The sequence below is a fragment of the Streptococcus sp. 2018WUSS126 genome (assembly GCF_044427425.1).
Classification (GTDB): domain Bacteria; phylum Bacillota; class Bacilli; order Lactobacillales; family Streptococcaceae; genus Streptococcus; species Streptococcus hashimotonensis.
The window spans coordinates 1-26079 of the sequence record NZ_JAOTGB010000017.1 but is presented as its reverse complement, the minus strand read 5'-3'; the positions used below and the strand labels follow the sequence as shown (position 1 = coordinate 26079).

Annotated in this window: 18 protein-coding genes, 1 tRNA gene, 1 other RNA gene and 2 pseudogenes; 6 read left to right on the top strand and 16 right to left on the bottom strand. The window is 39.5% G+C overall.

Annotation, left to right across the window (positions count from 1 at the left end; translation table 11 throughout):
* Positions 1-344: 344 nt before the first annotated feature.
* Positions 345-2813, bottom strand: coding sequence for a bifunctional DnaQ family exonuclease/ATP-dependent helicase (locus tag ODU34_RS07405; protein ID WP_105179086.1), 2469 nt, complete (start codon positions 2811-2813; stop codon positions 345-347).
* A gap of 107 nt (positions 2814-2920) precedes the next feature.
* Between ODU34_RS07405 and ODU34_RS07400 the strand changes: the two genes are divergently transcribed.
* On the top strand, positions 2921-3556 hold the full coding sequence (locus tag ODU34_RS07400; protein WP_053867146.1) for an MBL fold metallo-hydrolase: 636 nt from the start codon (positions 2921-2923) through the stop codon (positions 3554-3556).
* A gap of 527 nt (positions 3557-4083) precedes the next feature.
* Here ODU34_RS07400 and ODU34_RS07395 read toward each other — a convergent pair.
* The 7 genes and pseudogenes from ODU34_RS07395 to ODU34_RS07365 form a co-directional block, all read right to left on the bottom strand.
* A pseudogene (locus tag ODU34_RS07395) lies at positions 4084-4371 on the bottom strand (ISL3 family transposase); the annotation flags it as partial.
* A gap of 442 nt (positions 4372-4813) precedes the next feature.
* Positions 4814-5644 carry an amino acid ABC transporter substrate-binding protein gene (locus ODU34_RS07390; protein WP_192874232.1) on the bottom strand — a complete coding sequence of 277 codons (831 nt, stop codon included), beginning with the start codon at positions 5642-5644 and terminating at the stop codon, positions 4814-4816.
* Positions 5645-5670: 26 nt separating this feature from the next.
* Complete coding sequence (locus ODU34_RS07385) at positions 5671-6303, bottom strand: amino acid ABC transporter ATP-binding protein (RefSeq protein WP_009909533.1); 633 nt, start codon at positions 6301-6303, stop codon at positions 5671-5673.
* 9 nt (positions 6304-6312) lie between these two features.
* A complete protein-coding gene (locus ODU34_RS07380) occupies positions 6313-6954 on the bottom strand; it encodes an amino acid ABC transporter permease (RefSeq protein WP_002940990.1) in 642 nt (213 codons plus the stop codon).
* Between the two features lie 153 nt (positions 6955-7107).
* Entirely contained in the window at positions 7108-8919 is a 1812-nt protein-coding gene (gene glmS, locus ODU34_RS07375; RefSeq protein WP_024381447.1) for a glutamine--fructose-6-phosphate transaminase (isomerizing), read from the bottom strand.
* A 293-nt stretch (positions 8920-9212) separates the two neighbouring features.
* Positions 9213-9755 (bottom strand): signal peptidase I, encoded by a 543-nt coding sequence (lepB, locus tag ODU34_RS07370; RefSeq protein WP_024401810.1) that lies wholly within the window; start codon positions 9753-9755, stop codon positions 9213-9215.
* A gap of 42 nt (positions 9756-9797) precedes the next feature.
* Positions 9798-10415, bottom strand: a complete 618-nt coding sequence (locus ODU34_RS07365; protein ID WP_205015094.1) for a GDSL-type esterase/lipase family protein — start codon at positions 10413-10415, stop codon at positions 9798-9800.
* Positions 10416-10499: 84 nt separating this feature from the next.
* Here ODU34_RS07365 and ODU34_RS07360 point away from each other — a divergent pair, with 84 nt between their 5' ends.
* Positions 10500-11609, top strand: a complete 1110-nt coding sequence (locus tag ODU34_RS07360) for an FAD-binding oxidoreductase (RefSeq protein ID WP_105179088.1) — start codon at positions 10500-10502, stop codon at positions 11607-11609.
* Positions 11610-11827: 218 nt separating this feature from the next.
* Here the strand turns inward: ODU34_RS07360 and ide-Ssuis are convergent, their stop codons facing one another.
* From ide-Ssuis to ODU34_RS07340, 4 genes are all read right to left on the bottom strand, one after another.
* Complete coding sequence (ide-Ssuis, locus tag ODU34_RS07355; protein WP_398578433.1) at positions 11828-15010, bottom strand: host-specific IgM cysteine endopeptidase Ide-Ssuis; 3183 nt, start codon at positions 15008-15010, stop codon at positions 11828-11830.
* Between the two features lie 160 nt (positions 15011-15170).
* Positions 15171-16676, bottom strand: a complete 1506-nt coding sequence (pyk, locus tag ODU34_RS07350) for a pyruvate kinase (RefSeq protein ID WP_044754844.1) — start codon at positions 16674-16676, stop codon at positions 15171-15173.
* Positions 16677-16742: 66 nt separating this feature from the next.
* Entirely contained in the window at positions 16743-17753 is a 1011-nt protein-coding gene (gene pfkA / locus ODU34_RS07345) for a 6-phosphofructokinase (RefSeq protein WP_024381452.1), read from the bottom strand.
* An 84-nt stretch (positions 17754-17837) separates the two neighbouring features.
* Positions 17838-20948 (bottom strand): DNA polymerase III subunit alpha, encoded by a 3111-nt coding sequence (locus ODU34_RS07340; protein ID WP_205015092.1) that lies wholly within the window; start codon positions 20946-20948, stop codon positions 17838-17840.
* A gap of 157 nt (positions 20949-21105) precedes the next feature.
* Here ODU34_RS07340 and ODU34_RS07335 point away from each other — a divergent pair, with 157 nt between their 5' ends.
* The 3 genes from ODU34_RS07335 to ODU34_RS07325 are packed head-to-tail and all read left to right on the top strand — an operon-like array spanning position 21106 to position 22979.
* Positions 21106-21480, top strand: coding sequence for a GntR family transcriptional regulator (locus tag ODU34_RS07335; RefSeq protein ID WP_002935537.1), 375 nt, complete (start codon positions 21106-21108; stop codon positions 21478-21480).
* Complete coding sequence (locus tag ODU34_RS07330) at positions 21473-22180, top strand: ABC transporter ATP-binding protein (RefSeq protein ID WP_398578432.1); 708 nt, start codon at positions 21473-21475, stop codon at positions 22178-22180. The genes ODU34_RS07335 and ODU34_RS07330 overlap by 8 nt, the downstream gene beginning before the upstream one ends.
* 16 nt (positions 22181-22196) lie before the next feature.
* A complete protein-coding gene (locus ODU34_RS07325; protein ID WP_105179092.1) occupies positions 22197-22979 on the top strand; it encodes an ABC transporter permease in 783 nt (260 codons plus the stop codon).
* Positions 22980-23023: 44 nt separating this feature from the next.
* Here ODU34_RS07325 and add read toward each other — a convergent pair whose 3' ends face one another.
* The 3 genes from add to ssrA all read right to left on the bottom strand — a co-directional run bounded on the left by add (position 23024) and on the right by ssrA (position 24620).
* Positions 23024-24025 carry an adenosine deaminase gene (gene add, locus ODU34_RS07320; RefSeq protein ID WP_192874233.1) on the bottom strand — a complete coding sequence of 334 codons (1002 nt, stop codon included), beginning with the start codon at positions 24023-24025 and terminating at the stop codon, positions 23024-23026.
* 157 nt (positions 24026-24182) lie between these two features.
* A tRNA-Ser gene (locus tag ODU34_RS07315) sits at positions 24183-24270 on the bottom strand.
* A gap of 2 nt (positions 24271-24272) precedes the next feature.
* Positions 24273-24620, bottom strand: a transfer-messenger RNA (tmRNA) gene (gene ssrA, locus ODU34_RS07310).
* 109 nt (positions 24621-24729) lie between these two features.
* Between ssrA and ODU34_RS07305 the strand changes: the two genes are divergently transcribed.
* Positions 24730-25323 carry a TVP38/TMEM64 family protein gene (locus ODU34_RS07305; RefSeq protein ID WP_024385388.1) on the top strand — a complete coding sequence of 198 codons (594 nt, stop codon included), beginning with the start codon at positions 24730-24732 and terminating at the stop codon, positions 25321-25323.
* 139 nt (positions 25324-25462) lie between these two features.
* On the opposite strand, the pseudogene tnpA reads toward ODU34_RS07305, so the two are convergent.
* Positions 25463-25926, bottom strand: a pseudogene (tnpA, locus tag ODU34_RS07300) (IS200/IS605 family transposase).
* Between the last annotated feature and the right edge of the window lie 153 nt (positions 25927-26079).

The following is a 26079-nucleotide window of genomic DNA, read 5'->3' as shown; positions in this document are numbered from 1 at the left end:
GCAAGGAGAAAGGGAATATGAGTAGCATTAAAAAACGCTGGAAACAAAGAGGCTGGGCAAAAAGCCCAGCGGCTACTACTCAGAGTTAGTGTCAATATCTCAGCGCAGGGGTTGATTGGCAGATTTGTTCGTGTATTACACTCCAAATCTGACCATTACGACTGTTGCGAACAAAGTTCGCTTCATCTCCAACCTCCAACAGTCACTACTCTGACTGTTGGAGCTATGCGGGGGTGGGAGTGAAACAGTCTGGGAATAGACTGTTTCAGCTCAACAACTAGAAATAAAGACTTGTTGACGAACTCTTTTTAGACCAGTCGAGTTCTTTCTCACTCCCTTTCAACTTATTTAAAAAAATCTTGAATAGCTCCTTCTATTTCTTTCGCATCCACACTTATCATTGAATAATCTTTCTCAAAGAAGGACAGAATTTGCCGTCCATAGCGTTTGGTGTGAACACGCGGGTCCAAAACCAAGACTAGCGAATCTTGTTTATCATGACGATTGGTACGCCCGATGGCTTGTTTGAGCTTAATCATCATCATAGGCAGGCTGTAATCGTAAAATGGATTTTTCCCTTCTTCACGCAGATGGTGATTGATTTTCTGGACAAAACGGTCTTTGGGATTGTCGAATGGGAGTCTTGTAATGACCTGAATCAATTGGTCCTGGCTGGCAAAGTCAACTCCCTCCCAGAATACGCCTGTGCCGAGTAAAATTTGGCATTCCCCTCGTTCAAATTTGCGTTTGAGTGTCATTTCCTGTCCATGCTTGTGCTGGGCTAGATGGGGAATGTTATTGTCTTCTAACAAGTCCGACACCTGCAAGAGCAGAGAAATCGATGTGAACAAGACCAAAATCGGTCGTCCCAGCTCTGCTATTTCTCCTAAAGTAGTAGCCAAATAAGCTGCATGCTCCTCCTTGGTCCAAGCGAGGATGTCGGGGAGATGAGTCGGAAAAAGCAACTGCTGGTTGGTCACAGTTTGAGTCGGTATCAAATCCAAGGTGACCTGCTCAAAGCCCAGCAGATCCGCCAGACTGACCTTTTTGCTGATGGTCAAGGTGGCGCTGATGCAGAAAATCTTGGTATCAGGCAGGTAGTTGGTCGCATTTAGGAGGCTGTCCTTGGAGCCCCGCAAATAGGCAAGCCGCTTTTCTTCTAAATTTTTCTCCTCCAACCAAAAGGTATCGTAATAGTCTATGAGCTGATGCAAGTCGTTCAAATCAACATCTCCAAGCTCCACCAGGTTCTGACCAAGTTGATGAAGTTCAACCTTTTGAACCTCTCGTTGACCATGCTGACGAAAACGACTCAAAAAATGGTTGAGTTCAAACTGGCAAGACTCATACAAGCGTTGGTCCAAAATAGTCGTCGCTCTGTCCTTTTTACTTTGCAATACTTGTAACATACTTGTCAAATCTTGCGAAGCCGTCGCTAGATTTTCAGCAGCCAAGAGAAACTTTTGAGCTTCATCAATCACCACCAGACGCTTATCCATGAGAGGGTCTTGATCCTTAAGATGGTTGAGAAAATAAGCGTGGTTGGTAATGAGCAATCTACTAGAGAGAGCTTGTTGGTTCAACCGTTGCCAAAAATCCAAGCCCCAAAAAAGACTTTCAGTCTCCAATTTCCCATCGTGGGCAATCTCATCAAAGTAAGCTTGATAGCGTTGTTTTTGCTTAAGCTCATCCAAATCACCTGTCGTGGTTTCGCATAACCAGACAAGCACCTGTATTTTGAATTGATTGACCAGGCGATTATCATCCTGCCTTTGCAGGGTTCCCCAGTAGCTATCCAATTTGATAAAATGCTTGGGCGATTTTAGAGAGACTATGGGAATACGAAATATCTCTTTAAGCTTGCTCCCTTCCTTTTCCATAATCTGCTCTTGAAGGAGCTTGGTCGGTACGGTGACCAATAAAGGCTGGTCTGACTTAGCAAGTAAAGGCAAAAGATAACCGTAAGTCTTCCCCAAGCCTGCCTGTGCCTGTATAAAATGCACTTTTTCTTCGTCAGCCAAGCGTTTTTCTACTACTTGAGCAAATGCAGTTTGTTTTTTTCGTTCATGCAAGCCGAGAAGGGCAATATTGGTCGAAAAATCTTCAGATAATCGGTAGGCCGACTTGATTTCTTCTGGCTTTTTCAAGACCAAGCCATGAATAGATTCTAAATCGTATGATAGGTTTTCTGACAGAACAGGCACCATTTCATCAATGACCAGACGGGATTCAAAGAGCAGATTGTCCGCCAAATCAAGAATCTTTTCAACAATAGACCTGGGTAAGCTCTTTATTTTCTCTTGAATTTTGATGAGCAAGCGCGCCGTAGCCATGGCATCTGATATGGCCGTGTGCGCCTGGTCCAAACCAAGTTCCAAATGCTCTGCAAGATTTCCCAAGCTGTATTTTTCAAAAGTCGGGAAAAATAGCTGTGATAATTCCACCGTATCTACACGTGGCGTCAACAGTTCATAGCCTTCAAAAAAGAGTGCTTCTGCCAAGAGATTGGCATCAAACTTGACATTATGGGCGACGAATATAGCATCTCCAATCATGTCATAAATGGTACTTGCTACCTGACCAAAATCTGGAGCTTGACTTAGCTGTTGGTCTGTGATACCTGTCAGATTCTTGATATGGTCATCCAGTAGCTCATAGGGATTGATGTCCGTTGCGTAACTGTCAATGATTTCTCCATTTTCAACGAGAACAATCCCGATTTGAATGATTTTTGCATCGGTACCTGTACCAGTTGCTTCCAAATCTACAACGGCATACCGATTGCTTGTTCTTGTTTCTTTCATACTGTTCATTATAGCATATTCCCTCTCATGGAAAAAGCTCCAAACAAATTCCATGAAGAAGGCGTGTTTTTTTGTTAGACTAGTAACATCAGTAACTGTTAGAAAAAGGAAAAAGAATGATTATTCACAAATCTGTCAATCCTGTCGCTTTTCAAAATACCTACTACCTTGAAAATGATACCCATCTGATTATCATTGACCCTGGGAGTGACTGGACAAAAATTCAAGCAACTATCGAAAAAATCGGAAAACCAATTTCGGCTATTCTCCTGACTCACACTCACTATGACCATATTATGAGTTTGGACATTCTGCGTGAGACCTACAATTTCCCGCCTGTCTATGTGGCTGAAAGCGAAGCCAGCTGGCTCTATACACCAGAGATGAATCTATCAGGTCTACCTCGTCATGATGATATGGAAAATGTAGTCTGCCGACCTGCTGAAAAAATCTTCCAATACCAAGAAGACTACCAGTTTGACGGTTTTCATTTCAAGGTAGTTCCAACACCAGGTCACTCTATTGGTGGTGTTTCCTTTATCTTCCCAGAGGATGAATGTGTCATCACTGGAGACGCACTTTTCCGCGAAACTGTGGGACGTACAGACCTGCCAACCAGCAATTTTGACGACTTGATTGTGGGTATCAGAGAACACATCTTCACCCTGCCAAACCACTACACTGTCCATCCCGGTCACGGTCAAAATACCAGCGTTGGACATGAGAAAAATTTCAATCCATTTTTTAGATGACAAGAAAACCTGCCTAGTTCTGATTGAACCAGACAGGTTTTTTACCCGTGCTACTAGTTAAAGTCAAAATAGCTTAGATTATAAGTCAGTAGGATTTGTGCAATCCGTAGCTGTAATCCGATCAGTCCTCTGGCAAAGAGTTGTTCTATATCAAACAAAGCGTATGATTCAAAAAAACGAGTTTCAATGGTTCGCCTCATGGCTAATAATCTCCATTTGTTATATTAATTAACTCCTTCCATGTTCTATCCTTCTGTTCCAAGTTGTCTTTAAACTCCTGACTAAATCTGCTAAAATCACAGATTACTGATAGCTTTCCAACAAGCAATTCACTACATAATCAGAAACTGGTGTAATAACATAGTTCAGAATATAGCCAGATAGAGTAACCTTCGAAACCATGGAACCACAAGTGTTTCAATACATTGCAACCAATATCTGCCTTCCTTCAAAAACTCTTACTTTATAGTTTCGAACAGGATGAAAAAGCTATCCTTGATGACAATAGTATCAGGTGAACATTGCTTACTCATTGCTTGATTCTCAACGAGTAGTAATTGGGTGTTTTTCTGGTTAATAGCAACAGAGATTTGGTCGTTTTTTTAATAAGTGAATTTCAGCGACAACCATTTTCCCGCATTCTTTACACTTGAACCGACGCTTTCTAAGATGGATAAGGAGAGAGGATTATCAGCTGCTTCTAAGCAAAGGATTTTAGATGCTCTTTGGAAGTCGTATTTCACTATTTGTCCCTTTCAGGCAGAACATTGGGGAGACACACAATCTAAGTGAGTTTCCACATCATATTCAGTCATGATAGCGATATTTTTGTCTTCTATTCCGAGAAAATTTGTGATAAGATCTTCGCTTTTCTATTTCTAGGCTCAGGAATCAAAAGTCACTCCCCTAACTCTTGATTTATTCCATATGGCCTCTTTCTAATGTAAGTTTTGTCGCTTTTCATTATAGGTCATATGGGACTTTTACATTTAAAAGACTCCATAGTGGTTTTACCCGCTACAGAAATTATAGGACCATTTTTTTGCCCATCCTCGGCTTATTTGTCACATACTTTACGGATCATGACGGACTAAAAATCATATAATAAAAAGATCCTATCCAACAAATATTGGAGTAGAATCTTAAGTTAATGATATTGGGGTATCCCCCCACCGTTTTCACGAGTTCTTTTCATTATTCTGTGGATGAGGGCGCAACCATCATGGATGTCTTGTTCAGTCACTTTTGCTTATATTATTAGTTTTTTACTGCATCGGTTGCAACATCCTCACCAAACCATTTTTGGGAGATTTCTTGGAATTTACCTTCTTTATATAATTCAGCAAACGCCTTATTAATGTTTTCTACGAGTGTAGTATCTGATTTACGAGCACCGACTGCGAAGGCTTCATTTTCAAAACCTGCATCAATGATGTTGTAATCTGCGATAATTCCCTCTTGTTGCAAGTAATAATTTGCATATACACGGTCAATCAAGAGACCATCAATGCGGTCGTTTTTCAAGTCAATCAAGGCTTCGTTGAAGGTCGCATACTGACTTGCATCGTTATTTTGAACAATATCTTTCAAAATAGCTGGTTGTGATTCAAATACTGAATAACCAGATGAACCTGCTTGCGCACCCAAAATCTTATCCTTCATATCAGATACTTGGCTAATATTGGAAGATTTTTTAGTTACAATAATTTGTTGGTTATCCATGTAGGGATTTGTGAAGAGAACTTTTTCCTTACGCTCATCTGTAATAGAATAACCATTCCAAATTAAATCAATATTCCCATTATTCAATTCGGTTTCTTTCAAGTCCCAGTCAATTGGTTGCCATTTTACAGTAATTCCATATTTTTCAAAGACTCCATTAGCCAAGTCAATATCGAAACCAGTGTAAGAACCATCTGTCTGTTCAAATCCCATTGGAACAAAGGTCTTATCAAAGCCAATCGTAACGGATTTTTCAGACTCGTAGGCTGTCCAATTATCAGACTTAGTAGCCGAATCATTGGAGCCACAAGCAGCAAGAGTTAAAGAAGTTACAAGAGCAAGAGCTCCAAGCATCATTTTTTTAATATTCATCATCATATTTGTTCCTTTTCTTAGTGTTTCGGTTCAATTTTGATGATTTCATCTGCGATATTCTCAGCAAACTGCATATCATGGGTGACCACAATTTGCGTGATTCCAGTAGCCCTATTTTCAAGAATCAGTTTCTCAACTTCTTTTCTTAATTCAGGGTCTAGGGCCGAAGTTGGTTCGTCATAGCCGATAATCTCAGGATCAATCATCATCGCACGCGCCAAAGCCACACGTTGTTTCTGTCCGCCCGATAATGAAAATGGGTAGGCAGTTGCGTGGTTAGCAAGTCCAAGAGTATCCAAGAGTTTAAGGGCCTTGTCTTCCGCCTCTGAACGCGACATATTTTGCGTTTTCATAGGAGAGAGAACCAAGTTTTCCAATACGGATAGGTGCGGGAAAAGCTGGAAGTCCTGGAAGACAAAGCCCAGCAAATGTCGTTTTCCCAACTCCTCTAATGGCAATTCTTGACCATTATACATCAAAGTTCCTGAATCAATAGTCTCTAAACCAGCCAACATCCGTAAAAGAGTTGTCTTACCACCGCCAGATTGACCAACGATGGCAACAATTTTCCCTTCTGGAATGACCAAATCATAGTTGGAGAAAATCTGTTTATCTTCAAAGCGTTTTGACAAATTGCGTAACTCTAACATGACTTCCTCCTATCTATAATAATCAAATTTCTTTTCTACTTGTTTCGAAATCAGTGTTACCGCACCGATCATCAATAGGTAGATTGCACCTGCGATAAACATAGGCGCCAAGCTGGCATCACGATTGGCAGCAGTACGACTAGCCAACAACAAATCGCTAACCCCAAGTGCATAGACCAAAGAAGTATCCTTTACCAAAGTCATGACTTCATTGAAAACACTTGGCAGGACAATTTTCACGACCTGCGGTAAGACAATGTAGCGAATGGTCTGAACAGGGGTAAATTTCAATACCTTAGCCGCTTCATACTGACCTTTTGGAATAGCTTCAATACCACCACGGAAAATTTCAGAGAAATAGGCCGCATAGTTGAGCGTAAAGGCCAAAATCACTGCAGGCATTCGGTCAAATGTAATACCCACACTTGGTAAAACGTAATAAACAAAAATTAATTGTAAAAGCAAGGGGGTTCCTCGCATAATTAATACATAGAAATGCAATAACCATTGTAAGGGTTTAAATTTAATCTGCATTAAAAAAGCGAAAACAGCTCCTAATGGCAAGGATAATATCAATACTAGAAAAAATACTTGCAAGGAGACTGCTGCACCATTTAGTAGACTGGGCAGAACTTCCAAAACATAATCCATAGAGCTCTCCTAAAAGAATGATTAGGTTCTAGTATATCAAAAAATATCCTTAATTTCAAAGAATTTTTCAGAATTTTTAATAAATTTAACAAAATTTTGTATATTTTTTCAACAGTGCAAAAAGAAGGCTGGAAATCCATGCCTTCCTTCTTCTTATTCAACAGTAACAGACTTAGCCAAGTTACGTGGTTTATCAACATCCAAACCGCGTTGCAATGTCGCATAGTATGCAATCAACTGTGTCGGAACGACCATAGCAATCGCTGACAAGAATGGATGAACTGTTGTAACAGTGATGTCATCTTCTTCCTTAGCTACTGCTTCATCTACAATTGTCAAGACATTGGCACCACGCGCCACTACTTCCTGAATATTGCCTCGAGTATGGCTTGCAAGGTGTGGATGATTTGAAATCAAAGCCAAGACAGGAACACCGTCTTCAATCAAGGAAATGGTACCGTGTTTCAATTCACCTGCCGCAAAGCCTTCACATTGGATGTATGAAATTTCTTTCAATTTCAAGCTGGCTTCCATAGAAACGTAGTAGTCACTACCACGACCGATATAGAATGCGTTGCGAGTGGTTGATAAGAGTTTTTCAACTTTTTCAGCAATCACATCTTTTTCTGACAAGCTGGCCTCGATAGATTGAGCTACGATGGACAATTCATGCACCAAGTCAAATTCTTTCGCGTAGGCATTGCCATTTGCATCACCGACAGCCTTAGCCAAGATTGCCAAAGTCGCAATCTGTGCAGTGTAGGCTTTTGTAGAAGCTACCGCAATTTCTGGTCCTGCATGGAGCAACATGGTGTAAGTTGCCTCACGTGATAGGGTAGAACCAGGAACGTTGGTTACGGTCAAACTTGGAATGCCCATTTCATTAGCTTTAACCAATACCTGACGGCTATCAGCAGTTTCACCTGACTGGCTAATCATGACAAAGAGTGGCTTTTTGCTCAAAAGTGGCATATTGTAACCCCACTCAGATGAAATTCCCAACTCTACTGGTGTATCTGTCAATTTTTCCAAGAAGTCTTTTGCGGCAAATCCTGCGTGATAGGAAGTTCCAGCAGCCAAGATATAGATACGGTCAGCTTCTTGTACTGCCTTAATAATATCCGCATCAACTGTTACCTGACCAGCTTCATTTGTATAGGCGCTAATCAATTTACGCATAACAGTTGGTTGCTCATCAATTTCCTTGAGCATGTAGTATGGATAAGTTCCCTTACCAATATCTGATAAATCAAGCTCAGCTGTATAGCTACCACGTTCAATCGCATTGCCATCATAGTCCATGACTTCAACACTATCTTTTTTCACGATAACTAATTCCTTATCGTGAATTTCCATGTATTCACTTGTCTCACGAATCATAGCCATGGCATCTGAGCAGACCATGTTATAGCCATCGCCCAAACCAATCAAAAGCGGAGATTTATTTTTGGCAACGTAGATAGTATCTGCATCCGTAGCATCAATCAAGGCAAAGGCGTATGAACCTTGAATAATCTTCAATGCTTTTTTGAAGGCTTCTAGAGTTGACAAACCTTCTTCTGCAAATTGACCAATCAAATGTACAGCAATTTCTGTATCTGTCTGCCCTTTCAAGTCATGACCTGCAAGATACTCTTCCTTGATTTCTGCGTAGTTTTCAATCACACCGTTGTGAACAAGGATATGTCCAGCTGTTTGAGAAGTGTGAGGGTGAGCGTTGTTCTCAGTTGGTTTCCCGTGTGTTGCCCAACGAGTATGACCGATCCCTGTTGTCCCTTCGGTCTTATCGCCAACTTTTGCAGACAATTCTGCAATGCGACCAACAGCTTTCACAAGATGAGCTTGCTCACCACCCGTCACAAAAATACCTGCTGAATCATAACCACGGTATTCTAATTTTTCAAGTCCTTGAATCAAAATATCAGTTGCGTTTGTATTTCCTACAACACCAACGATTCCACACATACAGTTCACCTACGATGTTTGTTAACATCGGCTTTCATTTCTTTAAAAATTGGTCTAGTCTAATTTATATCTAAAAAGACCAGTGAAATCAGTATATAACAAGATTTCGTCCTTGTCAACATTTTAATTGGTCTAGTCTAATTTCAAAATACAGATCCAGTCATCTCATACTCAATGAAAATCAAAAGTAGCCTAGGAAACGAAGCCGAAGATAGAACTGGAGTTCATCAAGGCAAGTTGACAACAGATAATTTTGATTTTCGAAGAGTATCAACACAATAAAAAAGCTGATTCTACTGAACCAGCCCTGTCTTAATAAAACCAAATTCTGAAAGTGGACTAATCCGAAAAGTCAGTCTACCAACAATATCCTCACTAGAAATCAAACCAAAACTACGACTATCCTGTTGATTCGTTCGTACATCATTCAACACCAAATAGTGCCCCTCTGGAATGACGTTGTACTTTCCATTTGTCAAGGTTTCCAATGTAAAGTCATCTGTATAACTTTCTTGTGAATGAGGCGTTTTTAAATAGTTCTCTGTAACAATAATATCATTACGATAGAGAACATCGTCCATATAGGTAACCGTCTCATTTTCCAATGCAATCACACGACTCACATACTCTTTTCCCTCATGGTTATACAAAATAAAATCTCCATGAATCGGGCGGACATTTCGCACCGTCATGATAAAGTCGTTTTCCTTCAAATAACTATTTGCCATCTCAGGGGTAATCGTGACTGGCTCAAGTAACCAAAATCGTAGGCCAATGATTCCAAAAATCAATAAGACCAATAAACTGATTTGTTTTATTAAATCTCTTTTTACCATAATCTCTCCATTTCACTAGTATTATACCACAATTTAGAGCTATTAGTGTCTGAGATGCTGGTAAATCTCTTCAGCGATAACTTGATTTCCTAGCGGTGTCAAATGAAGACCATCGCTATAGTATTCAAGATGTCCCTCCGTCACAGTGTAAAGGTTAATAACTGGTAAACCAAGTTCATTTCCGATAGCTGGGATAATCTTTTGTAATTCATCTTCAATAATTTGATTATTCAATCCAAAACGACTGGTTGGTACGTAAGGCGGGATGACTAAATAAACATCCGGCTGGCTTGGTAAAGCCATATACTGCTCTGCCATTTCCCTATACTCTCGAATAAATCTCTCCCGATTCCAATATGGTCCTCGGCTGTCGTTACTACCAATCATGATGATGACAATATCTGCTTCACTCTCAAGTGAAAGTTGGGCATTCTTGTCTTTAAAGTAAGGAAAATCTGCAGTTGACTGAAGTGAACGCCCACTCAATCCGTAATTTGAAACTTGATAGTGATACCCAAGTTTCTCAGCTAGAATACAAGGATAGGCATCTTTTTCACGATTCTCCAAGCCATATCCATAAGTCAAACTATCTCCGACTGTTGCAACTTTTACGGCCCCACTTCCAACGGTTAGGACCTCAGGATACATTATATCTGACACACGAACTCCTCAATTTTTCTTATTTTCTATTGTATCATGTTGAAAAAAATAAATAAACTTCTGAATTTGTGATATAATTAACTTATGAAAAAACAAGTTATTATTATAGGCGGAGGAATTGTCGGCTCTACTGCAGCCTTTTATCTCTCCCAAGAAGAACAAGTCAATCTTACTCTCATTGATTCAGGTATTGGAACAGCCACACGAGCTGCCGCAGGTATCATCTGCCCATGGATGGCTCAGAAAAAAAATAAAGACTGGTACAAGCTGACTTCCGATGGTGCTGTTTTCTACCGTCAATTGGTAGCCGATTTGGAAAAATCGGGTGCTACTGAAATTCCATTCAAACAGACTGGAACCATCGGCCTAAAAAGTAAGCCTGAACTACTTGATAAAATCCAAAAAATTGCCGAGGAACGTCGCGTAGATACTCCGACTATTGGCGAAATTACTCCGCTTGTAGGCTCCGAAATTAACCAGTACCTGCCACTACTTAAACCAGACTATTTGGGTATCCATTTAGAAGGTGGCGGTCGTATTGATGGTGGGCGTTTGATTGATATTCTTCAGGAACAATTTTTGAAAAATGGTGGTACACGTATCTACGGACAAGCAAAACTGCTTGACAACCATACTGTCGAAGTAGATAATCAAGTGCTTACTGCTGACCATATTATCTTAGCCACAGGGGCCTGGTTGCCACATATTCTTGAACCTCTTGGTTATCAAGTGGATGTTCGACCACAAAAAGGACAATTGTTAGAATTAGATACAGAATTCGATACTGATAATTGGCCAGTTTGTATGCCTTACGGAGAGATTGACATCCTACCATTTGAAAATGGAAAAATCATTATTGGTGCAACTCATGAAGATGATATGGGGTACGATTTAGAACTAGACCCTGAAAAAATCCAAGCCATGCATGATAAAATAGCCGAATTCATGCCTGATTTGGCAAACTATCCTGTAGCCAGAACTCGCATTGGAACGCGCGCCTATACTTCAACTTATTCACCATTCTACGGAAATATTGAGGATATGCCTAATGTCTGGGTAGCTAGTGGTCTAGGCTCTACCGGCCTGACAAATGGCCCAATTATCGGTTGGCAAATTGCTAAAGAAATTCTCAATCAAGAAACAAACTTTGACCGTACACCATATTCTCCAAATAGATATATTCTCAAAAAATAAGATACAATAAGTTTAGATTCTACTAACCCTTTAAATGTAGATACTAAGACTAGTTGTTATCCAACCAATACAATAAGCAACGGGGGGAACCTCGTTGCTTATTTCTATCTAGAATACTACCATTCTAGTCTCAAACTATTAAAGAATTATCTATAGCATGTTATAGCAACTATAGGAACTGATTCACTTAAAAACCTAATTCGTTGAAAATATTTCTTTTACTTACGTCTTTTCTTTAACAAACCTAAAGCACTACCAAGAACAAGAGTCAATAGACCGACTCCCATAATCTGTCTTGAAGTAGGTATACTTACTTTCAAAGATTGTTCTACGCCTAAAATTTGTTTTGCACCTGCTTGAGATTGAACTCCCATATTCTTACCAGATTCAATAGTATTATTTGAGGTTTGTGAGCTATTTTCTACGAGCACTACAGGCTCAGAAGCAGATGAAACCGTTTCAACTAACTCTGTCTCCTTGTGTTCCATAACAATTTCTGATTTAGACGCTTGACGCTCTGTATTATTAGTCACTAATAACACAGTATTCTGATAGCTCATACCTATCTCAGTACTATTTGAGTTTGAAGACTGAGCGATAGTGGCTTCTAGCAATGGAGCCCCTGCTTCTGCTAAGCTTGATTCTAGCAATTCTTTCTTAAGAATTTTTGATTGAACAGAGCTTGGCCCTTCAGTATTTGGTTTTCTAACCTCTCTTTTCGATAACGAAGAAACTTCCACTTCTGCATTCGTGTCTCTCTTAGAACCGATAAGGGGGATAGCTACTGGTTCAATCACTGGATTATCCAGATTAACTGATGAAACAGCAGTTAGAGAGGTAGCTGCATGAATTTCAGGTTTGTTTACAGATACAGTTTCGACATTCGTTGGTTCGCTCAAAGTTTGTTCCACATTTTCTGTCTCTCCAGCCTGAATGGAGTCTTTTTCAAGCGGAGTAGCTACAGATTCAGTTTCGGCATTCGTTGGTTCGCTCAAAGCTTGTTCCGCATTTTCTGTCTCTCCAGCCTGAATGGAGTCTTTTTCAAGCGGAGTGGCTACAGATTCAGTTGTGGAACTATCTGCATATGCCGAGGAACCACGGGGAGTAACTGAAGAGGTAGCTGAATGAATTTCAGAATTGTCGACAAGTTCAGCTTCGACACTAGTTGATTCGCTCGAGGTTGATTCTGCATTTTCTGTCTCTCCGGCTTGAATGGAGTCTTTTTCAAGTGGAGTAGCTACAGATTCAGTTACGGAATTATCTATATACGTCGGGGAACCATGAGGAGTAGCTACATCATTAATAGGAGTGACCACAGATTCAGTTTCGACATTCGTTGGTTCTACAAGAGAGATTTCTACATTTTGATGTAGTATTGAGTCTGGTTGTTCAGAAACAACCGCCTCCACTCTATCTTCTTCTTTGTCATTTGCACCCCCTACGATTAGGGTGTCTGACAGAAGTTCCGAATTCTGATTTTCAACTTTTTCTGACTCAAGAAGCTCTTCAACTTGGTCTATCTCATCATTTTTTACATCTTCTTCAACAGCTACTACTAGCGAATCCGTTTCTGACGTTTGCATGTTTCCTGATAGTTCTGAACCAAATTCATCCTTGTTTTCAATAATTATTGGTAATGTATCTGCCTCTTGTGCAAAAACATTATCTCCCTCAGCCTCTACAGAAGATGTCGTTTGGGCCTCCACTGGAAAATGCAATTGATCGGTACCATCTGCAATAATACCTGCATTCTCTGTGTCTGCTTCCAAATTTGTGGAACTTGTTTCTTGAGATGATAGAGAATCAACATCTGAAACCGTTGAACGATTACCTACTGGTAAATCTGGTGCCAAAGCATTTCCAACTTCTGAAATAGGAAAATCTAAACTCTTTAAACTATTTAAACCATTTTCCAATGCACCACTTAGCGTCTCAGAACTTTCTGCCTTTTGAATAGATAGAATTCCTTGATTATAGAGATTATTTAGTTTTTCAAGATAAATCAGCCGCATTGATTCTGGCAATTCAGATTGTCCTTGAATAAACAAAGTCAACGCCTTCTTTGTATCGGCTAATGTCTGACTAGCTGTTTCTTTGGCTTTTGCAAGCGGATTGAAATATTCTTCCCATAAGTCTTGACCCAGACGGATTGTATGGACATAATCCAAAAGCGCTCCAGCTGAATTATTTTTCATATGATTATTCAAACGTGGATTTCCGGAAGCATCACGAGTAATTCCCATACGCTTCAAACCGATTTGTTCTTGTTGATCATCAGAATCTGTGATATAAACAGCCTTAATCTTACCTTGATTGTCGTACTCAGCACCCCATACCGTCACAATATGCGTTGCATAACCTAATGTTCTATAAGTTAAGCCGAGTAATCCTTTGCTCTCCAAAACAGTTCGAACATCCTCACCAAAACGCTCATAGCTACCACTGAAAATACGATTTGTCAGTTTTTTCTCTTTGAAAACGTCGTAGAAAAAGCCACCCCTACTATCTGGTACTAACTGGCTATCTTCCAGATTGACACCGCCCTGTGCCTTAGGTTTATATCCGTTAATAAACAAGTCAACTAAGGCATCTGACACAAAACCATTTGTACGATAACCATAGTAAGTTTTGAACATATCAAAAACTCGACTATTTTGTTGATTTTGGAATGAATTAATATAGCGCCGTAAGTCCGTTATTGCGTAGTTTTCTTCAACATTTACTGTACCCTTTTTTTCTTTGAGATATCGCTCAACATAGGAACTATTCTGTTCCAACCACCAATGTACCATGTTTGAAGACACAGCTGCAAAACAAAGATTAAGGTCAATAAATGAAGCATTTAGACTTTTATTGGTATCATAGTAGCCTTTTCCAGCCTCAAACGGTGCTGTATAGTTTAAATAGTCTCCATACTTCTCCTTTACAAAACCACCGCTTTGTTCCATTGCAGGAGGAGTAATTCCATGAGCCCATATAATTTGTCGTTGCTCGCCACTCTCCGTTTTATAACTGGTCTGATTCAAAATTTCTTTTGTCTCAGCAACCTCTATCTGATTTTGCTCATTTGTCGTAACTTCTGTGTCGTCTCTAGAAACTGCATTCTCGTCCCCATTGTCCGATTTCATCTCTACCGCACCTTCTCGTTCAGCACCAATAGATGATGGGATGTTATCTACTACTTTCTCTACAATTTCAGAGCTAGAATCATCTAAAGAGCCTAATTTTTCTGATTCAGTAGACGCCTCTTCTTTTTCTTGTAATTCCTCAATCGTTAGATTTTCTCTTGTAGTAACTGTGTCAGCAACAACAGTCGGTGCATAGATTGCAGTACATAGTAAAGATACAGAAACCAATCCAACTGCTGACTTTCTTAAAGAAAATCGTTCTTGAATTCTCATCTTTCCTCCATTTATATTTATATTCTTTGAACAAGTTATTCTTACTCTTATTTATTTTTTATATCAACACCCCAAAATCATTTAGAGACAAAAAATCTATAACAGCACGTATTTAACTTATTCTCTAATTATTATAAAAAGGTCCAAGCGGACCTTTTTATTATTTTACTGTACGAACACGCATAGTGTTTGTTGAACCTGCAACACCTACAGGCACACCAGCAACGATAATAATATCATCTCCTGCTTCAACAAGACCTTGCTCTTTGGCAATACGTTCAGCCAAATCAAACATATCGTCAGTTGAATCTGGACGTTTTGTTACAATTGGAATAACACCCCAGTTAAGCATCAATGATTTTTGTACTTTCTCAGTAAATGTTACTGCCAAGATGTCCGCATCTGGACGGTATTTAGAGATCGAACGAGCTGAGTAACCTGTTTCTGTAACTGTTACAACTAGTTTGATGTCCATTGAGTGACATGCGTCTTTTACTGCAGAAGCAATAACTTCTGTTTTAGAGGCACGATTAAACTGATCAGAGTTCAAACGACCATATTCATTAAGAAGAGTCTGTGCGTTTTTAGCGATAGTTGCCATTGTACGAACTGATTCTACTGGATATTTACCGTTTGCAGACTCTCCTGAAAGCATTGTTGCGTCAGTACCATCGATAACTGCGTTGAATACGTCTGATACTTCTGAACGAGTTGCACGTGGTTTTTCAGTCATTGTTTCCAACATGTTTGTTGCTGTGATAACTGCTTTACCAGCTGCATTCACTTTAGTGATAATCATTTTTTGGTAAACTGGAACCATTTCAAATGGTACTTCGATACCCATGTCACCACGAGCAATCATGATACCATCTGCTGCTTCGATGATTTCGTCGATGTTGTCGATACCTTGTTGGTTTTCGATTTTCGCAAACAATTGAACGTGATCGTTACCAGTTTCTTTACAGATGTTACGAACAACTTCTACGTCTTTTGCAGTACGTACAAATGAGATAGCAATAAAGTTCAAACCTTGCTCAAGACCGAAGCGGATATCTGCATTATCACGCTCTGCAAGAGCTGGGAAAGGAATTTTTGTGTAAGGGATGTTTACACCTTTTTGTTTAGCAATTACACCGTCGTTTTCAACCAAAACAACAAATTCACGGTTTACTGCATCTTTTTCAACAACTGTCAAACCAAGTTTGCCATCATCAACAAGGATTTGCTTACCAACTTCAACATCATCAAAGACATCCAAACCACCTGCTACGTTCAGGGCAATCACTTCTTTTGTAGATTTGATACCTTGTTTTGTAGCAACACGCAATTTGTCACCAGTTGTATATGCGTATTCTTTTGCATCATCTTCAAACAATTCTGTACGGATTTCTGGACCTTTTGTATCCAACAAGAAACCTACTTTTTTACCAGCGATTTCTTCTGCACGACGAACTGTTGCCATACGATCACCTTGCTCTTGGTGGTCACCGTGTGAGAAGTTGAAACGGAAAACATTGGCACCTTCTGTAATCAAAGCAGCAATTTTCTGTGCTGATGACTCAACATCCAATTTTTCACCCCAGTAACCATCGTCACCGAATTTTTTACCACCGCGGATTTCTACCGCTGGACCAAGGGTTGCAACAATTTTAACACGTTTGTTCATCTTAACAAAACTCCTTTTATTTCAATGGTCATATGACCCTTAATTAACACTTTTAAACAATGATACCTAGATTGACAAGTTACGGTTCAAATCAGCCAACTCCAAATCTGCTTTATGTGGATTATTAACTACAATCTTGCCATCAGTAGTCAAGCTAAACAAGGCACCTTCTTCTGCAGTTCCAAGAATTGGATTTTCAACCATTTGCTCGTTACGGATACCTACCGCAAGACCACCACGGCCTTCTTTAAGCAATTTAACGGCATGAGCTCCCATACGAGAAGCAAGTACACGATCACGCGCTGTTGGAGAACCACCACGTTGGATATGACCAAGTTCTGTCACACGAAGATCACTTGTATCGCCTGCTGCTTTCAATTCTTCAGCAAACTGTGCCGCTGGCATAACACCTTCGGCCAAGACAATGATGCTATGTTTCTTACCTTTATCGTAACCCGCTTTAATACGGTCAACAACATCGTTGATATTGAAGTCTTCTTCTGGAACAACAATAACATCTGCACCAGAAGCAATACCAGCCCAAAGAGCGATATCACCTGCATGACGTCCCATTACTTCAATGACGAAAGTACGACGGTGACTTGATGAAGTATCGCGAATCTTATCAATCGCATCCATAGCAGTTGTTACAGCTGTGTCAAAACCGATTGTAAAATCTGTCCCCACGATGTCGTTGTCAATGGTACCAGGTACACCAATAGCTGGGAAACCATGCTCCGTCAAGCGCATTGCTCCGTGGTAAGAACCGTCACCACCGATAACAACTACACCTTCAATACCATGTTTTTTCAATTGCTCAATCCCTTTAAGTTGCCCTTCTAATTTGGCAAATTCTGGATAACGAGCTGAACCAAGGAATGTTCCTCCACGTGAAATAATATCACCTACAGAACGTGCAGACAATTCATGGATATCACCCGCAACCATACCTGCGTAACCTTCGTTGATTCCATAAACTTCCATTCCTTCTGAAATTGCTTGACGAACAACTGCACGAATAGCAGCATTCATACCAGGGGCGTCACCACCACTGGTCAAAACAGCAATACGTTTCATTCGTTAATGCTCCTTTAACTTTTCATTTTAACTGCCCTATTATAACATACTTAACCTAAACTTGCTTGACTTTTTGCTATTTTTTTATCGAAAAATCGTTTTCATAACAAATTCACTTAACTCTTCTTCTAATTGAGGCGTTTTCATAACCATGTGGTGCCCAGCCTGAATTGTCTGATTACTATCTTGATAATGAAGTACTACTGGAATGCTTCCTCTGTATTTATCCAAAATACGAGCAACGGCATAATCGTGTTCTCGATTTTCCAAAAGAATCCAAAATTTCTCCAAACTGACAGGCTCTAATTTTTCTAGAACTAATTGCAACTGTCCATCACGCTCTTGCACTCTACCTGTGATGTAGCCCATTCCCCCTTCTTCCAAAATAGAAGCGTATTGGCGATAAGATTCTGGGAAAAGAGTCACGTCAAGTGTCCTCTTGGTATCTGTCACTCGAAGAAATGCCATCTGCTCCCCAGTCTTTTTGGTACGAATCAATCGAATAGCTTGAATCTGCACAAGAACGGTTGCTCGATTGCCAACCGCTAAATCAGCCAAATCTGTAAAACTACGCTTAGATTCTCGACAAATATTGGCTAAAGGATGCGGACTAATACCGACACCTAGCAATTCCTGCTCTAGCATAAATTTTTCGCTGTCACTGTAATCTTCTACATCTGTCCAACTATAACTCTCCTCTGCAAAAAATGTACCAATCGCCTCTGCAAAGACAAAGAGATTGTCTAGATTTTCAATAATCTTTTTACGATTGGCGTCAAAATCATCAAATAAACCAATCTGAATAAGAGGGATCAGTAAATCTTTTTTCTTGAAATTATCTGGCAAGCGCAAAATAAAATCTTCTACAGACTTATAGGGACGATGATCCAATATCCATAGAGCTAAATCTTTAGGCAAACCTTTTAGTGTTTTTAATCCTAGGTAAACCTTACTTTTATCAAACTTATCGTGATAAGGAATATTGTTAATCGTGAGTTGAGCTACCTCAAAGTCAAACTGCATCGCATCTTCAATATAAGCACTGCTAGAATGATTGAGCATGACATCAAAAAAGACATCCGTATAGTGACTCTTGAAATAGGCCATTTGAAAGGCTAAGGCTGAATAAGCATAGGCGTGGCTACGGTTAAAACCATAACCAGCGAACTTAGCCATCATGCCAAATATTTCCCTTGCATTCTCTTCAGCATGTCCGTTTTTCAGTGCTCCCTGTAAAAATTCCGCTTCCATTGCCTGCATTTCCTGGGCATTCTTTTTAGACATCGCCCTACGGAGTAAATCAGCCTTTCCAAGCGTAAATCCTGCATAGACCTGTGCAATCTGCATGACTTGTTCCTGATAAAGCATGATACCATAAGTCGGTTGTAAAATAGGAGCAATGGTTGGGGCCAACAAATCAACTGCCTCTTGTCCATGCTTGCGTTTTACAAAGTTATCCGAATAATCACTAGCCCCCGGTCTATTCAAACTCGTTGTTGCAACTATATCTTCAAATCGACCAGGTTTGACCCTTCGAAGCAGGCTAATCGCACCAGGCTGTTCAAATTGAAAAATTCCCTTAGTCCGACCAGCAGCAAAAAGTTCCAAGGTTTTCTTGTCTTCTAAATCTATCTTGGCAATATCAATTTCCTGCTGATAACGTTCACGTACTCCTTCTGCCATTTTTTGCACAAAGGTCAGATTTCGTAAGCCAAGGAAATCCATCTTCAACAGACCATTCGCCTCAACAGCATGTGCATCATATTGGGTTACCAGCATGTCATCCCCTATCTTAAGAGGGATGGTATCTGTCAATTCCTCATCACTCATCACTATCCCTGCTGCATGGATAGAAGTCTGTCGGGGTTGCCCTTCAATTTGTTGAGCAATCGCAAAAGCTTTTTGGTACTCTATCTTACTATTGATAATCTGACGAAAAGCGGCATTTCGCTGATAGGCAGAAGTAAGACTATCTCTAAACGAAATTTTCTTGGTTATATTACTTAACTCATATTCAGGTGTTCCGAAACGCTTAAATACATCACGAATGGCCTGCTTAGCTCCAAATGTCGAGTAGGTTACAATTTGAGCAGCATGGGTTGAACCATAACGATCTCGTACATAACGAATAAAATCTGCTCGATGAATATCTGGAATATCAATATCAATATCGGGCATTGAATAACGTTCAGCATTGAGAAAGCGTTCAAAGAGAAGATTATGCTTAACTGGATCAATACCTGTGATATTTAAGGCGTAGGCAACTAGGCTTCCAACAGCTGAACCGCGCCCCATTCCCATGTAGTACCCTTGGCTACGTCCAAAACGAAGTAGGTCCCATACAATCAAGAAATAATCATCAAATCCCATTTGATGAATAATGGATAATTCCTTTTCCAATCGTTCCTTATACAGTGAATTAGTCAAGCCCTTCTCTTCTAATCCTTGATAGGAGCGCTCGTATAATTCTTCCACTGCAGGTCTGTCACGATTAAAGCGCGGCAATTTTAAATCTGTATTTAATTGATAAGAAATCCCTGCAACCAAGTCACGTAAATTATCAACTGCTTGCGGAAACCGATTCGAAAATAGATTGGTTAAGCTATCAGCCGATAAAAGTTTTTGCCGACTATCTACATCTGAAACCTGATTAAGTGGAATATTATCTCGAATAGCATGGAGAACCTGTAGACTTTCCAATTGTTCCTCTTCAAAAAAACGAACAGTATGGATTGGAAGGAGTGCTTGCTTAAAATCTTGAACCGGTGTGTCAACTGTCACTCCAATATAATAGTTTACACCCAAATCGAGGTGCTCAATGCCAGAAAAATAAGGAACAACCACTGCTATGTCGACTAAATATTGACGAATGGTTTCAAAATCATCTTGCCCTGTCATCTTAGCAGTCGAAATTTTCAATAGATTGCGATAACCTATGGTTGTCAGAGCAATCAATTGAGTAGTGACGTCCTGCTCCTCTCCCTGTAATTTCCAGTCTAGTTCACAACCAATAATTGGTTGAAGCCCCATTTTGTTACAGAATTCCATAAAACTATAGGCTGCATAAAGACTATTTTTATCCATTATCCCCAATGCGTGATAACCGAGCTCTTTAGCCCTGCCTACATAACTCTCTATCGTCACCATGCTATCCATAAAGGTATAAACTGTCTTTGTATCTAATTGTGCTAGCATGGTATTCTCCTTTTGTTGTTTCTTCTTAAATTATATCAAATAATCATCAAAAAATATTTTAAAAAAATTCAAAACATTTCCCTTGCTAATTTATATGATTTATTGTATTATTAATATAAGACATACACACGGGTGTCATCCTAGAAAGGAAACGATTATGGCTTGGAAATTTGATAATAACATCCCCATCTATATTCAAATCAGCAATACTATTAAATTGCAGATTGTGACCAATCAATTAAAATCTGGAGATAAACTTCCAACTGTTCGCGACTTAGCCGACATTGCTGGCGTCAATCCAAATACCGTTCAGCGCGCTTTGTCTGACTTAGAAACAGAAGGATTTGTTTACTCGGTTCGCACAACAGGCCGTTTTGTAACGGATAATCAGGAATTGATTACACAAACTCGCCTACATTTAGCCCAAAAGGAACTAGAGAACTTCGTGAACAATATGTTAGAATTGGGCTTCAGACACGATGAACTCACTAGCCAGTTAGATGATTATTTGAAAGGAGTTACTTATGAGTAACGCATATACTTTGGTTGAGCTACAGCAAGTTTCAAAATCTTATGGTGGAGCTGTCGCCCTAAATAATGTTAATTTGAAGTTAGCTGCCGGAAAAATCATAGGACTTTTGGGACCAAATGGTTCGGGTAAAACAACCATGATTAAATTGATCAACGGTCTGTTGCAGCCAGAATATGGTCAAGTATTGATCAATGGTCGCACACCATCGCCAGAAACCAAGGCAATTGTATCTTATCTCCCAGATACCACTTATCTTGATGAACATATGAAAGTGCTCGAAGCAATTACATTTTTTGAAGATTTTTACGCTGATTTTGATAAGGAGCGTGCTCTCCATCTTTTACAAGATTTGGGTATTGATTTAAACAGTCGTATGAAACATCTCTCCAAGGGGAATAAGGAAAAAGTCCAGCTCATTCTGGTGATGAGCCGTCAAGCGCAGCTGTATATTTTAGATGAGCCAATCGGTGGTGTTGATCCTGCCGCCCGAGACTACATTTTAAAAACCATCGTCAACAACTACTCTCCGACTGCTTCTGTTATTATCTCTACTCACTTAATTTCAGATGTTGAGCAAATTTTGGACGAGGTTATTTTCCTCCATTACGGAAGCGTTATTCGCCATGGGAATGTAGATGACTTGCGAATTGAAAGCGGAGAATCTATTGACGAACTCTTCCGCCAAGATTTTAAGGCTTAGTTAGAAGGAGATTGCTATGTTTAAAAAATTATTGAAATACGAATTTCAATCCGTAGGTAAATGGTATTTGGGAATTTATATTGCAGCTGTAGCCCTATCAGCAGTACTTGGTTTTTGGCTACAAGCATTGGCCCTACGTACACAGGCTGGAAATACTGAACCTGGCGGTGGAGAGATGGTCTTATTGGGAACCTCCTTTATGACTTTTGGTATTTTGATTGCCGCACTCTTCTTGTCAACATTTGTTCTAGTCATCAATCGTTTTAGAAAAAATGTTTATGGTCGACAAGGTTATCTCACTATGACCCTGCCGGTATCTAGCCATCAGATCATCTTAAGCAAACTACTTGCCTCTATTGTTTGGTATGTCTTGGCAGGTATTACTTGCTTACTTTCAATTGGAATCATCCTTGCAGTCATTCTAGCAGCAAGCGAGGAAGCCGTTACGCCAGAAATACAAACTTTTGTTCAAGCTATCGACTGGACAGTTTTACTTAGTCAGCTTGTCTATTATTTAATTGAAATTACCACTGGTATCCTTTTGATCTACTTCTCTATATCTGTCGGTCAATTATTCAAGGATCATAGCTTCCTCTTTGCAATCTTGACTTATATCGGCATTCTCATCGTTACTGGAGTATTTAGCACTTTCTTTGTCCTAAGTAACCTAGGAGTAGCTTATTCTACACCATTTTCTCTCTATCCAAGTCCAGTCTTAGCATTAGTCAATATTATCCTAGCTTTTGCTTACTACTTTGGAACCCACTTCATTATGACAAAGAAATTAAATCTACAATAAAAAAGCTCCTTACTGGTCTAATCAACCGGTATAGAGCTTTTTTCTTAATACTGTTGATCTAGGAATTCCAACAAAACTTTCTTTTCTACTTCGCTGGCAAAACTTGCCTGAATAGCGTTTTGATTGAAGCGATAAAAATCAGCTTTGCTAGTCCCAAAATATTCTACAAATAACTGATATTCTCTATTAAGTGTAGTATTAGAAACGGTACGATTATCTGTGTTGATTGTGATATTTGCTCCTGCCTCAACTAGCTCTTGATATGGAAAATGTTCAATCGAATCAGCTGCACCAGTTTGAAGATTCGATGTTAGACACATTTCAAGTGTTGCTCTGCTATTGACAAAAGCTTGGATAGCTTCAGGATTGCGAGTAAGTGCCGTGCCATGACCAATCCTTCTAATCCCAAGTTCAAGAGCTTGAATCACATTGGTCACACATCCACATTCTCCGGCATGGAAAGTCATGGGATAACCTAAAGACTGAGTAAATTGAATAATATCCCGAAGTTCTTCCGTAGGATAGTCTGCTTCATTTCCTGCAAAATCAAATCCCACAAGTCCTTTTGGTGCCAAATCAGCAATAGCCGAAAAAAGTTCCTTCGTTTGATTCGGTTTCGTTTGCTTTAAACCACAAACCAAAAGTTTAGCAACCACTCCAAAATCTTCCTGCCCCCTGTTTAGTCCAACCAAAACTGCTGAGACCGCTTGTAAAATAGTCAAGTCTTGATCCGTCGACAGTTCTGGTGCAAAACGAACCTCAATGTAAATGATCTTATCTCTTGCAGCTTGTCGTACAAGATCATAGGCTGCCAATTCTAAAGCTGATGCAGTTTGTAAGAGTGGGCGAACAAAATCAAATAACTTTAAATAAGCCATTAAACTATCAACTTTTCCATGAACACTAACTAATTTTCTTAATGCTTCATCTTCTGCAGGAATAGTGATTTTAGCCATCTGTGCCAATTGTCGAATGACTCCGAGGGACAATGAGCCATCCAAATGACAATGCAACTCTGTTTTGACCAATTCATTTACATTCAACACTGTTGACACAACCTCCGTCTGGTATATTGTTAACTATCATATCATATTTTTGAAGAAAAACAAGAATTTTACCATAAAACCTGAACTTTCACTTGTTTTCAGTTGTATCATTCACAGACAAAAAAAGAACGACTATCAGTCGTTCTTCAATAACATACGGAAGACATGGGATTCGAACCCACGCACGCTGTTACACGCCTACCGCGTTTCCAACACGGCCTCTTGAGCCTCTTGAGTAATCTTCCATATATGGAGCTGGTGGGAGTCGAACCCACGTCCAAACACCTGCTAACTTATTCGTCTACAACCATAGGTTATGTCTTGCTTTAACTTGAACTCGATACATAACTCAAACCTAGACCAAGCGAGTCAGTAAATCTCTTTTGGAACTGCCTGACTCAATCCCAACGTAGCTTGCTATTTTAAGACCAATCAGCAAACACAAGCAATTCGCGACTGGTCACGCAGGCAGGTTATTAAGCTGCTAATGCGTAAGTGTTTGTATTTTTTGCAGTTATATTTAACTGGCATTTTTACATCTGCCGATGAGTTGCAGAACAAGCCTCATAATGCCTGTCGAATCCGTAACAACCCCGTAGGATTTGATACAGGAATTATTATAGCAGAATTTTTTATAAATAGCAAAATTATTTTACATTTTCCTTACAATTTAAAAAATTTTTGAAATATGGTAAAATGAAAGTATGTATAAATTTTGGCAAAAAACCATTCAAGTATTAAGTATTTTGACCCTTATCGGGACTGCTATTTTTCTGTTTTGGCTCTATAAGATTGGCATTTTGAACGACCAAAATGTCTTGAGCGATTTAATCAAAAGCCAAGGTGCTTTAGGTAGCCTCTCCTTTTTAGCTATTCAGATTATTCAAGTTGTATTTCCGATTATTCCAGGCGGTGTTACGACTGTTGTGGGTTTCCTCGTATTTCATTTTTGGTGGGGATTCTTTCTCAATTATCTTGGAATTTCAATCGGTAGTATCATCCTTTTCTGGTTGGCTCGTCGCTATGGAAAGAAATTTTGTCTCCTCTTCATGTCTGAAGATACGTTTTACAAATATGAAAGCAAAATTGATAATAAACGTAGTTATGAAATTTTCTTTATTCTCTGCATGCTTTCTCCCATTTCTCCAGCTGACATAGTGGTGATGATTACTGGATTAACAAGCATGAGTTATCGGAAATTTATTATTATCACTTTACTTTGTCGCCCTTTCTCAGTTGTGGCCTATAGCTTCTTTTGGATCTATGGAAGCCAATGGTTGCAGCAATTATTAGGATAAAGTGATAAACACCCGTGAAAACGGGTTGCTTGTACACCGGCTATAAGCTGTTTCTCTCCAGCGACGTCTAAAGACGTTCGCTGAACTTCGTTCAGGTTAGTGCTATAATTACTTGACTAATGCCCGTAAAAACGGGCTTTTATCTCGTTCTAAAACTGCCATCTGAAAATGGATCTTCATACTCTTTGACACTCAAGAATCAAGTGCAATGTCATTTTTCTCCTGCTCGCAAATGTATTTCGCAACTGTCTTTTCGTTCAGCCCGACGGTACTAACATAGTAGCCTCTAGCCCAAAACTTTCGATTTCCATACTTATATTTCAAATTAGCGTGTTTATCAAATATCATTAGAGCACTTTTACTTTTCAAATACCCCATAGAATCGGAAATCGAAAGTTTTGGGGGTATCAAGACAAGCATATGAACATGGTCTGGTATCATGTGTCCCTCAATGATTTCCACGCCTTTGTATATGACGAATAATATGTATCAAGTCCTCTCGAACCTTGTAGTATATCGCCTTACTGAGATATTTTAGTTTGAAAACGATGTGATAGAGCACATCCATTTGGTATGTGATAAACTGTAACTGGTTTTAGCCATGCTAAACTGGTCCACTGGACTAGTTTATACTTAACAAAAATCAAAAATAGCGTTATAATGGTATTATGACAAAAGAACTTACCCAAACACAAGTCGAAGAATTAAAGCAAGCACTTAAAGATAAAAATAATGCTCCGCATCATAGAAAAATAC

Coding starts and splice junctions, on each gene's coding strand:
- ODU34_RS07305 (WP_024385388.1), top strand. CDS start 24,730: ATGTATAAATTTTGGCAAAAAACCATTCAAGTATTAAGTATTTTGACC.
- glmS (WP_024381447.1), bottom strand. CDS start 8,919: ATGTGTGGAATCGTTGGTGTTGTAGGAAATACAAACGCAACTGATATT.
- ODU34_RS07405 (WP_105179086.1), bottom strand. CDS start 2,813: ATGAACAGTATGAAAGAAACAAGAACAAGCAATCGGTATGCCGTTGTA.
- ODU34_RS07380 (WP_002940990.1), bottom strand. CDS start 6,954: ATGGATTATGTTTTGGAAGTTCTGCCCAGTCTACTAAATGGTGCAGCA.
- pyk (WP_044754844.1), bottom strand. CDS start 16,676: ATGAACAAACGTGTTAAAATTGTTGCAACCCTTGGTCCAGCGGTAGAA.
- ide-Ssuis (WP_398578433.1), bottom strand. CDS start 15,010: ATGAGAATTCAAGAACGATTTTCTTTAAGAAAGTCAGCAGTTGGATTG.
- lepB (WP_024401810.1), bottom strand. CDS start 9,755: ATGGTAAAAAGAGATTTAATAAAACAAATCAGTTTATTGGTCTTATTG.
- pfkA (WP_024381452.1), bottom strand. CDS start 17,753: ATGAAACGTATTGCTGTTTTGACCAGTGGTGGTGACGCCCCTGGTATG.
- ODU34_RS07325 (WP_105179092.1), top strand. CDS start 22,197: ATGTTTAAAAAATTATTGAAATACGAATTTCAATCCGTAGGTAAATGG.
- ODU34_RS07385 (WP_009909533.1), bottom strand. CDS start 6,303: ATGTTAGAGTTACGCAATTTGTCAAAACGCTTTGAAGATAAACAGATT.
- ODU34_RS07400 (WP_053867146.1), top strand. CDS start 2,921: ATGATTATTCACAAATCTGTCAATCCTGTCGCTTTTCAAAATACCTAC.
- ODU34_RS07335 (WP_002935537.1), top strand. CDS start 21,106: ATGGCTTGGAAATTTGATAATAACATCCCCATCTATATTCAAATCAGC.
- ODU34_RS07340 (WP_205015092.1), bottom strand. CDS start 20,948: ATGCTAGCACAATTAGATACAAAGACAGTTTATACCTTTATGGATAGC.
- ODU34_RS07360 (WP_105179088.1), top strand. CDS start 10,500: ATGAAAAAACAAGTTATTATTATAGGCGGAGGAATTGTCGGCTCTACT.
- ODU34_RS07330 (WP_398578432.1), top strand. CDS start 21,473: ATGAGTAACGCATATACTTTGGTTGAGCTACAGCAAGTTTCAAAATCT.